This window comes from Streptosporangium sp. 'caverna', from assembly GCF_003203775.1.
Taxonomy (GTDB): Bacteria; Actinomycetota; Actinomycetes; order Streptosporangiales; family Streptosporangiaceae; genus Streptosporangium; species Streptosporangium subroseum.
This window is the reverse complement of the sequence record NZ_CP029711.1, coordinates 4,424,761-4,439,938: the sequence shown is the minus strand read 5'-3', so window position 1 is coordinate 4,439,938 and position 15,178 is coordinate 4,424,761. Positions and strand designations below refer to the sequence as shown.

Genomic DNA, 15,178 nt, shown 5'->3' with positions numbered 1-15,178 from the left:
GGATCCGGCACGGACGCGCGACCACCTCAACCGGGCGTCGAGGCCTCCGGGATCCTTGGGCGGAGATGGCGCCAGAGGCTCTCGCCGGCCCCTCGGCCGGGGCGGCTCGAAGAGGCCCTTCCCACGGTCGGACTTTTCTCCGGAGAGAGGCGCGACGCCCCGGGTGGCCTGGCATCACGACCGGCGAGCGACGCGGGAAGCCTCCACCGCTCTCGCCGGGGACTCCGCGAGTGACGCTCCCCCTGAGTACGGCCGTCAACCTGGATGGAGAGCGCTCTCCCATTATGCTATAAAAGCTCTCATGAGCGAAGACCTCCCGTCGATACCGAGCTCGTCCACCTTGGAGGACGTGGCCCGGGTGGCGGGAGTGTCCCGTGCGACCGTCTCTCGCGTGATCAATGGAATTCGCAACGTCGACCCCGATATTCAGGAGAAGGTCCGCCAGGCCATCTCCGTCACCGGATACGCCCCGAACCGGGCGGCGCGTTCCCTCGTCACCCGTCGCACCGGCTCGATCGCCCTGGTCGTCTCCGGGGCGGGCGACGAAGGCGAGGAGGACCCCTTTCCGAACCGGGTCTTCGGCGACCCATTCTTCGGCCGGGTGGCCAGCGGCGTCCTCGGCTTCCTGCGCCCCCTGGGCATGCATCCGGTCCTGATGCTCGCCGAGACCGCCGCGGCCAGGGAACAGGTGATCTCCTACCTCCGGCAGGGCAACGCCGACGGCGCGCTCCTCGTCTCCAGCCACGCCGCGGACCCCCTGCCGAAACTGCTCGTCGACGCCGGGCTGCCCGCCGTCCTCTTCGCCAGACCGCCCAGGCCGATCCCCATCAGCTACGTCGACGTCGCGCACCGGGCAGGAGGGACGCTGGCCGCCGACCACCTCGTCGCCCGCGGTTGCCGGCGCGTCGCGACCATCACCGGCCCGCTCGACGTTCCGGCCAGCCAGGACCGGCTGGCGGGGTTCCAGGAGACGATGGCCAGGCACGGCCACCCCTACATCCCCATCGTCGAGGGCGATTTCAGCCACGACAGCGGCGAGACCGCGATGCAGCGGCTGATGGCCGAGCACCCGGACGTGGACGGCGTGTTCATCGCCAACGACCTGATGGCGCAGGGCGCCCTCCTCGTGCTGCGCGACCACGGCCGGCGGATACCCGACGACGTCGCGGTGGTCGGGTTCGACGACAGCAGCGCCGCCCTCGCCTGCCGCCCCCAGCTGACCACGGTCCGCCAGCCCATGGAGGACATGGCCGCGGAGATGACCCGCCTGCTGCTCTCCCACGTCGAGGAGCCGGAGCGCCGGGTGACCTCGGTCATCTTCGAACCCACCCTGGTGATCCGGCAGTCGGCCTGACGAGGCCTTTCGAAGGCCTCCCTGGCCGAAGAACCTTTTCAGCCCGTGGAAGAGGTCACGTCGAGACACCGCTCAGCGTCACGCGACGTTCTCCTTGCCCACTGCCGCCGTAACCGCTGCCTCGCTTCGCTTCGCGATTTTGAGAACATTAGGGAGGCAGATAGCAAACACCTTCCCTCACCTGCGGATATGTCGATCCGAGCTACGATGGAAGTGTCCGGATGGGCGAAACCGGCAAGATCATGCCCAACGGACAGACACCCCCCGGGGAGGTGTGTCGTGCCCAGTGACCACGAACGCGAGGCGTCGCACGAGATCCGACGCCGCCTGCCGGTCAAGGACCCGCGTGGAGGCCCGGGCACCGCGACACCCGCTCCGTCACCCCGCGACCGGCCGGCCCATCCCCCGCGCGTGGTGCCGGCGGAACCCGGTTCCCGATGGAGAAGGCCCTCGGGGTGCCGAGTGCGCCGGGCCCACGGAACCGAGGATGGACATCGGAGGGTGGAATGATCATCTATGCGCTGATCGTGATCCTGACAGTGGGCGCGATGTTGCTCGCGTCGGGCGTTCGGGTCGTCCAGCAGTTCGAGCGGGGCGTCGTCTTCCGGTTCGGGCAGGTGCGCAACGAGATCCGCGGTCCCGGGCTCGCCCTGATCGTGCCGGTCATCGACCGTCTGCAGAAGGTCAACCTGCAGATCGTCACCATGCCGGTGCCCGTCCAGGACGCCATCACCCGCGACAACGTGACGGTCCGCGTCGATGCCGTCATCTACTTCCGGGTCGTCGACCCGGTACGCGTGATCGTCAACGTCCAGGACTACGAGTCCGCCATTCGCCAGGTCGCGCTGGCCTCGCTGCGTTCGATCATCGGCAAGAGCGAGCTGGACGACCTGCTGTCCAACCGGGAGCGGCTCAACCAGGGCCTGGAGCTGATGATCGACAGCCCCGCCGTGGGCTGGGGCGTGCACATCGACCGCGTCGAGATCAAGGACGTGTCACTCCCCGAGTCGATGAAACGCTCCATGTCACGGCAGGCCGAAGCCGAACGTGAACGGCGTTCTCGCGTCATCACCGCCGAGGGTGAGCTGCAGGCCTCCGAGAAGCTGGCCCAGGCCGCCGAGACGATGACCGCCCACCCCGCCGCGCTGCAGCTGCGCCTGCTCCAGACCGTCGTCGAGGTCGCCGCCGAGAAGAACTCCACCCTCGTGCTGCCCTTCCCCGTCGAGCTGCTCCGCTTCCTGGAACGAGCGACGCCCCCCGAGATCGCGGCCTCCTCCGAGGACGCGGCACTCCCCGAAGCCGGCCGGCCCGCCGAGACCGACCGGTCCACCGAGACCGCGGCACCCTCCGAGATCGACCGGCCCAACGAGGCGGCGGCGCTCTCCGAGATCGACCGGCCCGGCGAGACGGCGGCGCTGCCCGAGGCCGAACCGGCCGCCTCGCACTCCATCCCCGCGCCGTCCGCGGATCTGTCGATATCGCCGCCCGACCAGCACCTCCCAGACCCGCACGTCCTCGACCGGACCGCGGCCGGCGGCGCGCAGGCCGAACGGTAGGTCAAACGCCGGCCCCGCCTCATCTCCCCACGAAGATGAGGCGGGCCGGCGCGTCTTGGAGGGGCGGGGGCAGCGTCAGCGGGCCCCGGCCAGGGGTGATCGTGCCGAGTATGCGCGGTCCTGACGCGCCCGTACAGCCGGGAACCGTGGCGGGCAGCCCGTGGGCCGTCAGCCAGCCGAAGAGCGAGAAGGCTATCGCCTCCTTGGCGTCGGCGGGAACACCGAGCTCGTCGCTCGGCAGGATCCGCGCCTCCGGGGCCCGCTTGCACAGCATGTCGATCAAGACCGGATTCCGCACCCCGCCTCCCGAGACCACCACGGTCTCGAGCCGGTGCCTGCGGATCTCCATGGCCACGGTCTCGGCGGTGAGCGCGGTCAGCGTCGCCAGCAGATCGGGCAGGGCCAGTCCGTACGGCGAGGCCATCCTGGCCAGGTATCCCGGGTGGAACAGCTCCTTGCCGGTGGTCTTCGGCGGGAGCTCTCGATAGTACGGCTCCGCCAGCAGATCGCGCAGCAGCCCTTCGTGGATCTCCCCCGCCGCGGCGAGCCGGCCGTTCTCGTCAAAGGACCCTCCCGTGGCGGCGGACACCGCCGCGTCCATCAACGCCGACGCCGGACCCGTGTCGTAGGCGATCCCGAGATCCCGCACGGTCAGGTTCGCGATCCCGCCGAGGTTGAGCGCGCCGCTCGCGCCGGGCAGCCCGGCCAGGAGCAGGAGGTCGAAATAGGAGACCAGCGGCGCACCCTGCCCTCCCGCGCTCACGTCCCGTACACGCAGGTCCGAGACCACGGGTGCGCCGGTCCTCTCGGCGATCCAGGCGGGCTGGCCGAGCTGCAGGGTGCCCCGTACCCTGCCGTTCTCCACCCAGTGGAACAGCGTCTGCCCGTGCGAGCACACAAGATCGACCGGGCCGCACTCCTCGGCGGCGTCGGCGAACGCCTGGCCTATCAGGGTGTCGAGCCGGCAGACCTCGGCCATGTCGGTCGGGTTCGGTGGCAGCGCGGCGAGGATCCGCTCGCGCAGCTCCCGCTCGTACGGCCGCGTGCCGGTGTGCTCGACGACCCCCGTGAGCACACCGTCGGCCATCGACCAGTCCACGGTCGCGCTGTCGATCCCGTCATGGGACGTCCCCGACATCAGCCCAAGCACCCGCACACTCTGTCCTTCCCCGATTTCCTCAACGCCTCCGAATTCTTAACAGATCACCGCGCGAGTGCCGCCAGGGGGGTACGGCTCCCACCGGGCGGGAGCCGTACGAGACGTTCAGCCGGAGGTCGTCACTGCACGTGGCGCCCGATGCTCGGCGGGCTCTGGCGTCCTGGCCGGTCCACGGCGGTCACGTAGTAGTAGGCCCCCTTGGCGCCCGCGGGATCCACCCACCGTACGTGACGGTCGGCGGGAACGACCGCGACCAGGTGCCGGGCGTCGGTGAAGTCCGCCGGCCTGGCGCGCCGGTCGAGCCGGAAGATCGCGTACTGGAACGGAAGCTCCTTGCCGGTGGCGAGGACGCGCAGCTCGGTGCCTCCGTCCACCCGGCGCGCCCGCAGGAGCACCGGGCGGAGCGGGGCCCGGCCCTTGGCGAGTCTGGGCAGCAACGGACTCAGCGCGGGGCGGGTGTAGTGATCGGCCACGACGGCGCTGATCGACCCGAGCCGGTCGTCGCGCACGTCGCCGGAGTTGTACCAGATGTCGCCGCCGACCTGCGGGTGATCCCGGTTGAGGCTCAGGTGCCTGGTGAGCTGGTCGGGCTGGAACCACTCGACGGGCTGCCCCGCGACCCCCGCCTTGTAGGCCGCCTGACCGATCCAGAGCTGCGTGCCGGTGCCCGCCGCCACCTCGGACCACCAGGGGACCAGTTTGGCGTAGTCGGCGTTGGACTGGCCGATGTACCAGTAGAGCTGCGGCGCGATGTAGTCCAGCCAGCCCTTCTTGACCCAGCCCCGGGTGTCGGCGTGCAGGTTGTCGTAGGACTGGCCGCCGCTCGTCTCCGAGCCGAGGGGGTCGGTGGCCTTGTTGCGCCAGATGCCGGACGGGCTGATGCCCCAGGCGATCTCCGGCTTGGCCCGCCGTACGCGCCGCTGCATCTCCCGCACGAGCAGGTCCACGTTCTCGCGCCGCCAGGCCGCGAGATCGGGGAAGCCCGCGCCGTGCTCGGCGTAGGCGGCGCTGTCGTCGAAGTCCGGGGTGTTGACCGGGTAGAAGTAGTCGTCGAAGTGCAGGCCGTCGATGTCGTACCTGGTGACCGCGTCCATCATCGCGTCCTGCACGAACGCGCGGACCTCGGGCATGCCCGGGTTGTAGTACAGCTTGCCGCCGTAGGCGACGATCCAGTCGGGGTGCCTGCGGCCGGGATGGTCGGGGTGCAGCTTCGCGGGATCGGCCTGCATGGACACGCGGTAGGGGTTGAACCACCCGTGGAAGGCCAGGCCCCGCCTGTGCGTCTCCCCGATCATGAACGCCAGCGGGTCGTAGCCGGGATCCTGGCCCTGGACGCCGGTCAGATACTGCGACCAGGGTTCGTACGGCGAGGGCCAGAAGGCGTCGGCGGTCGGCCGGATCTGGACGAACACCGCGTTCAGCCCGCGGGCCCGCGCCAGGTCCAGCCAGGCGAGATACTCGGCCTTCTGCTGGTCCGCGGTCAGCCCCGTCCTCGACGGCCAGTTGATGTTGACGACCGAGGCGATCCACATTCCGCGCATCTGCCGCAGCGGCTGCGCGTACTCGGCCGGAGCGAAGGTGGGAGAGGTGGCGCCGCCGGTCGAAGCGGAGGCGAGGGCGGGCAGGGACACTGTGGTCGCCGCGGCGGCGAGGGTGAGGCCGCGCAGGACGGTGCGCCGGTCGGGTGAGCTCATGCGGACTCCAAGGAGGTGTTCAGCTCCTGGCGGTTCCGGCCATGAGGCCGCGGGCCAGGCGCCGTTGGACGAACACGAAGCTGATCACGGAGGTCTCGATCGCGACAATGACAGAAAGCTACTTTCAAAGCAATTATGATGAAATAAATTGTCATTGATGTGTGACCTGATCCGAGACGCTTCCAGCGAGAAGGTGGCCGTATGCCCCATAGCAGCCCCGACCTGGCCCGGCTGGCCATGACCGTGCTCCAGCCAGGCTTCGATGGCACCGTACCCCCCGGCTGGCTGCTCCGGGCCCTCTCCGAAGGCCTCGGCGGGACCGTCCTGTTCGCACGCAACCTCACCGGCCCCGCGCAGACGGCCGAACTCGTCGCCCGGCTGCGCGAGGAGAACCCGGCCGTGGTGGTCGCGGCGGACGAGGAGGGCGGATCGGTCACCCGGCTGCAGGCCTCGACGGGCAGTTTCTGGCCGGGCAACCGGGCGCTCGGCGTGGTCGACGACGTGGAACGCACCAAACGGATCGCCCGGGAGATCGGCCGGCTCCTCGCCACGGCCGACATCACGCTGGACTACGCCCCCGTGGCCGACGTCAACGCCAATCCGGCCAACCCGGTGATCGGCATCCGCTCCTTCGGCCCCGACCCCGAGCTCGTCTCCCGGCAGACAGCCGCCTGGGTCACGGGGCTGCAGGGCGCGGGGGTGGCCGCCTGCGCCAAGCACTTCCCCGGCCACGGCGACACCGTCACCGACTCCCACCACGCGCTGCCGACCGTGCACGCCTCCCTCGCTCTCCTTCGGGAGCGTGACCTGCCGCCCTTCCGCGCCGCGGTGAACGCCGGGGTCCAGGCCGTGATGTGCGGCCACCTGCTGGTGCCCGCACTCGATCCCGACAATCCCGCCACGCTGAGCAGGAAGATCATGACCGGTCTGCTCCGCGAGGAGCTGGGCTTCGAGGGCATGCTGGTCACCGACGCCATCGAGATGGGCGCCGTCGCCGCCCTCCACCCGCCCGGGGAGATCGCGGTCCGCGCGCTCGCCGCGGGCGCGGACGCGATCTGCGCCGGCATCACCTCCCCCGACGGGGAGACCGTCCGGGAGCTGCGCGACGCGATCGTGGAGGCCGTACACGACGGGACGCTGGCCGAGGACCGGCTGGCCGAGGCGGCGGCTCGGGTGCTCGCCCTGGCCGGCTGGTACGCCGCGAACGCCGCCACGCGAAACGCGGACTCCGGCGGGGAGGACGGCGACATCGGCCTGGAGGTGGCCCTCGCGGCCATGCGCGTGGTCGTCGCCGACGGTCACGGACCCTGCCTCTCACGGCCGCCGCTGGTCGTGGACATCGCCCCGCGGCTGAGCCGGGCGGTCGATCCCGACACCCTGACCGGCGTGGCCGGAGCCCTGGCCGAGCTGTTGCCGGGCACCACCGCGTGCACCGTCACCCCCGAGACGGCGGAGTTTCCCGACCTCGGCGATCACGGGCGCCCGCTCGTGCTGGTGGCGCACGACGCTCAGCGCCGGACGTGGGTCCGGGATCTTCTGGCCCAGGCCGTACGGCTGCGCCCCGACGCCATCGTGGTCGAGACCGGGCTTCCCGGCGAGCCCACTGGAGCCGTATATGTCACAACCAATGGCATTTCCAGGGCATCGGCCCGTGCCGTTGCTCAATGGCTGACCAAGGGCCAATAAGGTAACCCCCGACACGAAAGGCACGCATGAACGACCACGACGGCCCCACCCCCGGAAACCTGGTCGCGACGGTAAGGGCTGTCCTGCCCTCGCTCACCCCCGCCGCCCAGGGCATCGCCCGTCTCATCCTGAACGACCCCGGCATGGTCGCTCGCAGCACCATCACCGAGTTCAGCGCGGTCTCCGGGACGAGCGAGGCCACGATCGTGCGCACCGCCAGGGCACTGGGCTTCGCCGGTTACTCCCAGCTGCGCTTCGCCCTGGCCGCCGTGGTGGCCAGGGACGAGCCCGAACGGCTGGTCCCCGGCGATCTGGGGCCCGACGACCCGCTCACCGACGTGATCGCGAAGGTGACCCGAGCCGAGTCCGAGGCGCTGGCCGACACCGCGGCACAGCTCAACCCCGACCGGCTGGGCGCCGTGGTGGAGGCCATGGCCGCCGCCCGCAAGGTGGACGTCTACGGCGTCGGCGCCTCCGGCCTCGTCGCGGTCGACATGGCACAGAAGCTGATGCGGATCGGCCTGTCCAGCCACGCCTTCACCGACGCCCACCTCGCGCTCACCAGCGCCGCGCTGGTACGGCCCGGCGACGTCACCGTGGGGGTGAGCTGCACCGGCGAGACCCCCGACGTGCTCGGACCGATGCGTCTCGCGGGCAAGGCCGGAGCCACCACCGTGGCCATCACCAACAACCCCCGCTCCTCCCTGGCCGAACTCGCCGACCACGTCCTCGTCTCCGCCGGCCGGGAAACGGCCTTCCGGCCGGGCGCGCTGGCCAGCCGCATCAGCCAGCTCCTGATCGTCGACTGCATCTTCGTCGGCATCGCCCAGCGCACCTTCGCCACCTCCGACGCGGCCTTACGGGCCACCAGGGACGCCCTGGACGAATTCCTGACGGACACCCGCCGCCGCAACAAGGTCACCCAGAACCATGACCGCGCGGAACCCCGCACGGGCTGACCGCCGACGGCGGCTCCCCTCTCCCCGACCGTGATGTCCGCGTGACCGCACCGGCTACGACGCCCTCGTCCCGCTCCTTACCGATCATGCGGACGTGATCGTTCCGGATCTACGCGGCTTCGGCGAAACCGACAAGCACGTTGCCGTGAACGCGCAGGTCGTCGCCGTGTTGTAAAAAGTGGACCGGCGGATGCCTCGTCAGTGGCCGATCTTGTCCAGTTCGGCAAGGTCCTCGTCGGAGAGCGAGAGTCCCGCGCCGGCGATGTTCTCGCGCAGGTGCGCCGTGGACGAGGTGCCGGGGATGAGCAGGATGTTCGGCGACCGCCGCAGTAGCCAGGCCAGGGCGACGGACATCGGCGTCGCGTCCAACCGGGCGGCCACGGTCGAGAGCGCCGAGGACTGCAGTGGACTGAAGCCGCCGAGCGGGAAGTAGGGCGCGTAGGCGATGCCCTGTTCGGCGAGCTCGTCGATCAGCTCGTCGTCCTGGCGGTACGCGAGGTTGTACATGTTCTGCACGCACACGATCGGCGCGATCGCCTGTGCCTCGGCGACCTGTTCCGCCGTCGCGGTGCTCACTCCGAGGTGCCGGATCAGGCCCTGCCGCTGGAGCTCGACGAGCGTCTCGAACGGTTCGGCGAGCGAGCCGGGCTGGGGTCCCTCGGCGTTGCCGAGCCGGAGGTTGACCAGGTCGAGCACCTCGAGGCCGAGGTTCTCAAGGTTGTCGTAGACGGCCCGGCGCAGGTTTTCCGGCTCTCGGGCCGGGGGCCAGCCGCCCTGCTGGTCGCGGGTCGCGCCGACCTTGGTCACGATGTGCAGCGACTCGGGGTAGGGGTGCAGCGCTTCACGGATCAGCTGGTTGGTGACGTACGGCCCGTAGGCGTCGCTGGTGTCGATGTGGGTGATGCCGAGGTCGACGACCTCGCTGAGGACGGCGAGTGCGCCGTCGTGGTCGGCGGGCGGCCCCATGACCCAGGGGCCGGCGAGCTGCATGGCGCCGTAGCCGAACCGGGTGACGTTCAGGTCGCCCATCGTCCAGGTGCCGCCGGGAAGGGACGTGGAGATCATGCTCATACCTCTGACTTCGGTGTCGAGCTAGGCGGTGCTGGCGCCTAACGGATGCATGCTTCACTATGGATGGGTAACTTCCTGACGGGAAGTAGGCACTTCCGAGTTCGTAAGGCACCCACGGGTGGAGGAGCGGTCGATGGCAACGATGACGGCGGCCCAGAAGAGAGCACAGACCAAGGCGGAATATGACGCTTTCCTAGCGGGATGTCCTAGCCGCAAGCTGCTCGACCGGATCTCCGACAAGTGGGTCGCGTTGGTCCTGGCCGCGCTGGGCAGCGACGGCTCGCATCGGTTCGGCGCCGACTGCGCCGGTGAGCCCCGGTCGATGCGCTACTCGGAGTTGTCCCGCCTGCTGGCCGGCGTCAGCCAGAAGATGCTCACTCAGACACTGCGCTCCTTGGAGCGCGACGGCCTGATCACCCGCACCGCGACGCCGACCGTGCCCGTCACGGTCTCCTACGAGCTGACCGACCTCGGTCTCTCACTGCACCAGATGATGCGCGGCCTCAAGGCCTGGGCCGAGACGAACATGGACGACGTGCTCGCCAACCGTGCGACGTACGACGCCCGCGACGCCTGAACCGCATCCCCGCGATTCCCGGAAACGGTTCCATCGCCAGACCTGTCACGGCGTTCCCGGGGGCGCCTGCGGATCGGTGGAGGAGGTCGCCGCCGTTCAACGCATCGGCCCGGAACGCATCGCAGGCCGGTGGAGGGTCCCCGTTCTCGACGCCGCGGAACACGGCCCCCGGAGTGGTCCCCCGCTTTCGCGGGACAGTGGCCGTACTGCGGAAGGCTGCTTGTCCCTAGGGTGAGGGCGCCCGAGTCTGCCGTCGCCGCCCCGCGGGACACGTGGGGAGGCGGCCGGGATCGACCTCGCGCGGACCTTCGGCCCGCGCGCCCCAGGAGGAGATCACATGATCGTTGTCCGCGAGCTCCTCCCGTCCGACAGGGCGGTCTGGGAAGACCTGTTCCGCGCGTACATCGACTTCTACCAGCGCGTCGAGCCGGCGGAGATGTACGACAGGGCGTGGGAGGAGTTCCGGGCGGACACGCGACTGCACGCCCTCGGGGCGAGCCTGGACGGCAGGCTCGTCGGCATCACGCATTTCCTCGTCCACGCCAGCACCTCGGCGCCCGACACCGACGTCTGTTACCTGCAGGACCTGTTCACCGCTCCGGACGTACGGGGCAGGGGTGTGGCCCGCGCGTTGATCGAGGCCGTGACCGACTGGGCCCGGGCGCGGGGCTGCGGCCGCGTGTACTGGAACACCCACGAATCGAACAGCACGGCACGGCGCCTGTACGACAAGGTGGCCGAGAACCGCGGTTTCATCAGGTACCAGATCGAGCTGTCGCGCTAGTGTCCGCCCGGCCGGACCGGCGCGACGTTCAGCGTCTTCGATTTCCTGTGGTCGTCTGAGGATTTCAGACATTCCGCGGAGGTTCGCATGGCGTTCGGGGCCAACGGTACGAACCCTCGCCCGCGAGGCGAACAACCGGGCGGGGTGCCCTCACCTCGTTGTGAGGGCACCCCGCCCGTTCCTGCCGGTCGTGCGACGTCCTTCTCAGCGGCCGGCGGGCAGCACCGCCTCGTAGGACTTGGCCCGGGCCTTGGGCTGCGGGTCGTCGACCAGACCGGCGCACTGGCCGGCGCCGGTGACGGTGTTGGACACACCGGCGTCGGAGGGCTGCGCCGTGTTGCCGGCGCAGAACAGGGAGCCGCGGATGCGGGTACCCGTCACGACGAGGGCCTCGGTGCTGGTGGTACCGCTCAGCATGATCGCACCACCGATGTCCGCGCCGGCGATGACCAGCCGGCCGGTGGTGCCGGAGATGGCGACCGCCCCTTCGACGCGCGCCTTGAGCAGGTGCACCTCGGCGGCGCCGGACGCGGTGAGCGCTCCGGAGATCCTGCCGCCGTTGACCACCAGGGACGCGCCGCGGCTCACCGTCACCGTGCCGCTGACCTCCGCGTTGTTCAGGCAGGTGACGCCGGAGCGGACGGAGATCGCTCCCTTCTTGGGACCGGTGATGGTGGTGGTGCAGGCCGGCGGCGCCGCGAGGGTCGTCACCGTGAAGCTCTTCGCGGCGCCGTAGTTGCCGCTGGCGTCGATGGAGCGGTATTCGACGGTGTGCCTGCCGCGAGGCAGCACGCCGTACGTGAGGCTGTCGATGGTGGTGCCGTTCTCGCTGAACTGCCACGGCAGGTCGGCGGAGGTCGGCCAGCCGAAGTAGTTGAACCAGCCGTCACCGTCCACCCGCGACTCGCTGACGACGTATCCGGGCTCCTCGGCGTGGCCGGTGAGCTTCATGGTGAAGGGGCTGTTGTAGACGTAGGCCTCGCCCGAGCTGACCAGCGGCTCGGAGAGCTCGTAGCCGGTGGTGGGCGGGCCGTCCACGGTCCAGGTGAGTGTCTGGCCGCCGGAGGTGGCGGTGACGGTGTGGCTGCCCGGCGTGAGGCCGACGGCGCCCAGGTCCAGGTCCTCGTCGCTCTCGTCGAGCCGCTTGCCGTCCAGTGCCCAGGTGACGGTGGGGATGGCGTCGTCGGAGTGGGGGGTCTCGACGTAGACGACCTCCTCGCGTCCCACCCCGCGGTTGTTCGGCGTGGAGGAGAGGAAACCGGAGCCGGTCGTTCCCGGAACGGTGGTCACGCTCGTGTCCACCGTCCACGTGCGGGTCGCGACGAGGTTGGCGGCGCGGATGTCCGGGGCCCGTACGAACTCGGTGGGGTCGGTCACGGTCGCGGTCACCGTGTGCCTGCCCGGTGACAGGTTCAGCGTGCGCAGGTCGATCTCGGTGCCCTGGCCGGACAGCGCGGCGCCGTCCACCTGCCACGTGGTCGTCAGGGAATGACTGTTGGGGTGCAGCGGTTCGACCCAGAGCACCCGGTCGGCGCCGACCGGCGACGTGGTGGGAGTGCTGCCCTGGACGAGGCTGACCTTGGCGGAGATCTTCTGGGTCATGATCTCGCGGCTGACCTGGTCGTAGTAGTAGCCCAGCGTCTTCATGATCGAGTGCTGGCTGGGCCGCCAGATGCCGCTGCTCGTGTACATGCCGCCCTCGTAGCGGCCGATGGTGCCGCCGGCCTCACTCGGCTCGCCGAGCCAGCGCCACCACTTCTTCTTCTGGTCCTGCATCTGCTGTTCGGTCAGCAGCGTGTGGTGCGCGGAGCTGGGCTCGCCCCCGGTGTAGGCGCCGCCGTCCACGCCGCGGCTGTAGTAGGGGTATTCGTCCTGCAGGCTGCCGAGGGAGTGGCCGATCTCGTGCGGGGCGATCAGGGCCGACATCGAGTTGTGGCCGGAGGCGGTGGCGTAGGCGCCGCCCGCCCCGCCGTACGTGCCGCTGTTGGCCAGCGCCACGATCTGCCGATTCCCGCTGGAGGTGCCCGGCACCATGTTGGCGTACTTGTTGGCGGCCGAGTTGCTCATGGTGATCAGCCGCTGCACGCTGGTGGGGTTGCAGTTGCCCCAGAATCCCATGCTCAGCGGGGTGTTCTTCTTCCCGTCGGCCAGGTCCGCGTCGCAGCCGACCCCGGACTCGCCGGAGACGATGTCCACCCGGTAGACGTTGAAGTAGTTCCGGTAGGACTTGTACGGCTCGATCGACCAGAGCACGTTGAGCTGCAGGGTGGTGTCGGCGGCGAACGCGGACTGCTCGTTCTCGGTGTAGCCGTCGCCCATGATGATCAGGTTGAACCGGCCGGCCGGGTCGCCGGTGACCTGGAGCGGCACCACGGTGGCGCTGCCGGGTTCGGCGGCGGCACTGGCATGGGCCGCGGGCACTGTCAGGAAGACGGCTGCCAGGGAGGCGGCTGCCAAGGCCACGAGGGGCCTGGTCATGCGCATGAAGGGAACCTCCGGAAAAAATGTCGAGGGAGTGCCTGCACTATCGAGGCTCCGCTCGCTCAGCGCACATCCCATATAGCCATAACCCCGGGTTTATGGATCGCTCGAAGGATGTGCCGCGACCGTCCCGCCCACGGTGCCGGCATGGCCGAGCGGGGCGATGATCGCATGGTCGGCGAGGGTAGGTCCGGAGTGGTGACGGGTCGCGGACGCGGAGGGTTCCCCCGGCCGCCCTGACAGGACCTCCAGCATGCGTGAACTGCGAAATATCCCGCCAATCCCGAAGAGGTATAGTTCCCGCGTTATAGGGGTGAAAGGAGGGGCTGCTGTGCAGCTTGAGCTCCGCCATCTGCGGGTGATCTGTGCCATCGCCGACGCCGGGAGCCTCAGCAGGGCGGCCACCACCATCGGCGTGTCGCAGCCGGCTCTCACCGCCCAGCTGCAACGGGTCGAGGGGACGCTCGGCGGGCAGCTCTTCCGGCGTGGCCGCCTCGGCGTCACCCCGACCCCCTTCGGCCAGTTCATGCTGACCCGGGCGAGGTCGATCCTGCTCGCGGTGGACGAATTGATCACGGGCACCGGCGCCTACGAGAGCCGGCCGGACGTCGCACGTATCGGCGGATACGTGACGCCCATGCTGTCCGGCCTGCTCAGCCGGCTCTTCAAGGTCCTCGACATGCCGATCACCGTGCACACCGAGTATTCTCCGAGGCTTCTCCTCGACCTGCTGGCCTCCCGCCGGCTGGACGCGGCGACCCTCGTCGACTACCCGGGGAACGAACTGCCCGTCGTCCCCTCGGTCGGCATGCATCTGGTGGCCACCGAGCCGGTCTTCGTTCTTCTGAGCAGCTCGCACCCGCTCGCGGAAGAGGAGGAGGTACGGCTGGCCGACCTCGCGGACGACGACTGGGTGATCTCGCCGCCGGACGGCGTCGGCTGGCCGGAGTGCGTCTACTCCGCCTGCCGGGACGCGGGCTTCTCTCCCCGGGTCCCGCACAGCATGACCGAACAGGCGATGATCCGGCAGCTGGTCGCCGGCGGGCACGCCGTCGCCCCCTGCCAGGCCACGGTGCAGGACGGCCCCGGAGTCGTGGTGCGCCCGCTGGCCGGGACCCCGCTGTGGCTGCGGCACCTGGTGGCCTGGCGCCGCAACGGCCCGCTCGCCGAGCGTGCGCGGGAGCTGACCGCGTTCGCCGCGGAGGCACACCACGAGGCCATCGGCGAACGGCCGCACTACACGGCGTGGCTCGCCCGAAACAGAGGCGTCACGACCCCGCGTTAAGGCTCCCGGCGGGGTCGCCGGCACTCGACGCGGAAGCTCATCGGAATCGCGGGATCCGCCACGACGGCCTCCGGCCCCGGCGGGCGAGGTCGCGACCCGCGGTCACCAGTGCGAGACCTCGAACGTCTTCCACGGCCGGATGTCCTCGCGCGGTCTCGGCCGGGCGCCGGATGCCAAAAATCCCGCGCCGGGCTCCCGGCTCTCGGTCTCGTCGCGGCCGGGCCCCAGCGCATCCAGGATCGTCTCCCAGGTGCCATCCGCCGACCAGCGGCGATGCCGGCTGTAGACGGTCTTCCAGTTGCCGTAGTCCTCCGGCAGCTTGCGCCAGGGGCAGGCGGTCCTGAATCGGAAGAACACCCCGTCGACGATCGTACGGTGATCGGCCCACCGGTTTCCCCTCCGAGCCCGGGTGGGCAGCAACGGCTCCACCAGTGCCCACTCGTCGTCGGTCAGATCATCGCGTTTCAGTCGGTCGTCCACGGCTCAATGATCACACCATTGACGCGCGAAGATCCACTCGAGGGTTCGCGGGCGCTGGTGACCCATCGCGGGCGGGCGAGTTTCCCGTGCCG

General features: G+C 70.0%; 11 protein-coding genes and 1 pseudogene. 7 read left to right on the top strand and 5 right to left on the bottom strand.

Translation table 11 applies throughout. From position 1 onward, the window contains the following. The first annotated feature begins 301 nt into the window (after nt 1-301). Both DKM19_RS19535 and DKM19_RS19530 read left to right on the top strand, forming a co-directional pair. Entirely contained in the window at nt 302-1,354 is a 1,053-nt protein-coding gene (locus DKM19_RS19535; protein ID WP_089210354.1) for a LacI family DNA-binding transcriptional regulator, read from the top strand. A gap of 506 nt (nt 1,355-1,860) precedes the next feature. Next, nucleotides 1,861-2,910 (top strand): slipin family protein, encoded by a 1,050-nt coding sequence (locus tag DKM19_RS19530; RefSeq protein ID WP_110697157.1) that lies wholly within the window; start codon nt 1,861-1,863, stop codon nt 2,908-2,910. Nucleotides 2,911-2,929: 19 nt separating this feature from the next. Here DKM19_RS19530 and DKM19_RS19525 read toward each other — a convergent pair whose 3' ends face one another. Together DKM19_RS19525 and DKM19_RS19520 are read right to left on the bottom strand one after the other, a co-directional pair. Beyond that, the gene (locus DKM19_RS19525) at nt 2,930-4,066 is read right to left on the bottom strand and encodes an anhydro-N-acetylmuramic acid kinase (protein WP_110697155.1); all 1,137 of its coding nucleotides are present in this window, start codon (nt 4,064-4,066) and stop codon (nt 2,930-2,932) included. Between the two features lie 122 nt (nt 4,067-4,188). Next, a complete protein-coding gene (locus tag DKM19_RS19520; RefSeq protein WP_110697153.1) occupies nt 4,189-5,763 on the bottom strand; it encodes a glycoside hydrolase family 10 protein in 1,575 nt (524 codons plus the stop codon). A 201-nt stretch (nt 5,764-5,964) separates the two neighbouring features. Here DKM19_RS19520 and DKM19_RS19515 point away from each other — a divergent pair, with 201 nt between their 5' ends. Beyond that, nucleotides 5,965-7,449 carry a glycoside hydrolase family 3 protein gene (locus tag DKM19_RS19515; RefSeq protein WP_110697151.1) on the top strand — a complete coding sequence of 495 codons (1,485 nt, stop codon included), beginning with the start codon at nt 5,965-5,967 and terminating at the stop codon, nt 7,447-7,449. A gap of 26 nt (nt 7,450-7,475) precedes the next feature. Then, nucleotides 7,476-8,408, top strand: a complete 933-nt coding sequence (locus DKM19_RS19510) for a MurR/RpiR family transcriptional regulator (RefSeq protein ID WP_089210359.1) — start codon at nt 7,476-7,478, stop codon at nt 8,406-8,408. Between the two features lie 198 nt (nt 8,409-8,606). Here the strand turns inward: DKM19_RS19510 and DKM19_RS19505 are convergent, their stop codons facing one another. After that, nucleotides 8,607-9,479 (bottom strand): aldo/keto reductase family oxidoreductase, encoded by an 873-nt coding sequence (locus tag DKM19_RS19505; RefSeq protein WP_110697149.1) that lies wholly within the window; start codon nt 9,477-9,479, stop codon nt 8,607-8,609. A gap of 133 nt (nt 9,480-9,612) precedes the next feature. Here DKM19_RS19505 and DKM19_RS19500 point away from each other — a divergent pair, with 133 nt between their 5' ends. Together DKM19_RS19500 and DKM19_RS19495 are read left to right on the top strand one after the other, a co-directional pair. Beyond that, complete coding sequence (locus DKM19_RS19500) at nt 9,613-10,056, top strand: helix-turn-helix domain-containing protein (RefSeq protein ID WP_110697147.1); 444 nt, start codon at nt 9,613-9,615, stop codon at nt 10,054-10,056. Nucleotides 10,057-10,393: 337 nt separating this feature from the next. Then, complete coding sequence (locus DKM19_RS19495) at nt 10,394-10,840, top strand: GNAT family N-acetyltransferase (protein ID WP_110697145.1); 447 nt, start codon at nt 10,394-10,396, stop codon at nt 10,838-10,840. Nucleotides 10,841-11,044: 204 nt separating this feature from the next. Here the strand turns inward: DKM19_RS19495 and DKM19_RS19490 are convergent, their stop codons facing one another. Continuing rightward, entirely contained in the window at nt 11,045-13,324 is a 2,280-nt protein-coding gene (locus DKM19_RS19490; RefSeq protein ID WP_239514333.1) for a M64 family metallopeptidase, read from the bottom strand. 328 nt (nt 13,325-13,652) lie between these two features. Here DKM19_RS19490 and DKM19_RS19485 point away from each other — a divergent pair, with 328 nt between their 5' ends. Further along, on the top strand, nt 13,653-14,606 hold the full coding sequence (locus DKM19_RS19485; protein ID WP_204358872.1) for a LysR family transcriptional regulator: 954 nt from the start codon (nt 13,653-13,655) through the stop codon (nt 14,604-14,606). A 210-nt stretch (nt 14,607-14,816) separates the two neighbouring features. On the opposite strand, the pseudogene DKM19_RS51795 reads toward DKM19_RS19485, so the two are convergent. After that, nucleotides 14,817-15,074, bottom strand: a pseudogene (locus tag DKM19_RS51795) (transposase); the annotation flags it as partial. Between the last annotated feature and the right edge of the window lie 104 nt (nt 15,075-15,178).

Excerpts from the sequence above, each read along its gene's own strand:
- DKM19_RS19535 (WP_089210354.1), top strand. The coding sequence starts at position 302 with ATGAGCGAAGACCTCCCGTCGATACCGAGCTCGTCCACCTTGGAGGAC.
- DKM19_RS19530 (WP_110697157.1), top strand. The coding sequence starts at position 1,861 with ATGATCATCTATGCGCTGATCGTGATCCTGACAGTGGGCGCGATGTTG.
- DKM19_RS19520 (WP_110697153.1), bottom strand. The coding sequence starts at position 5,763 with ATGAGCTCACCCGACCGGCGCACCGTCCTGCGCGGCCTCACCCTCGCC.
- DKM19_RS19515 (WP_110697151.1), top strand. The coding sequence starts at position 5,965 with ATGCCCCATAGCAGCCCCGACCTGGCCCGGCTGGCCATGACCGTGCTC.
- DKM19_RS19510 (WP_089210359.1), top strand. The coding sequence starts at position 7,476 with ATGAACGACCACGACGGCCCCACCCCCGGAAACCTGGTCGCGACGGTA.
- DKM19_RS19505 (WP_110697149.1), bottom strand. The coding sequence starts at position 9,479 with ATGAGCATGATCTCCACGTCCCTTCCCGGCGGCACCTGGACGATGGGC.
- DKM19_RS19500 (WP_110697147.1), top strand. The coding sequence starts at position 9,613 with ATGGCAACGATGACGGCGGCCCAGAAGAGAGCACAGACCAAGGCGGAA.
- DKM19_RS19495 (WP_110697145.1), top strand. The coding sequence starts at position 10,394 with ATGATCGTTGTCCGCGAGCTCCTCCCGTCCGACAGGGCGGTCTGGGAA.
- DKM19_RS19490 (WP_239514333.1), bottom strand. The coding sequence starts at position 13,324 with ATGCGCATGACCAGGCCCCTCGTGGCCTTGGCAGCCGCCTCCCTGGCA.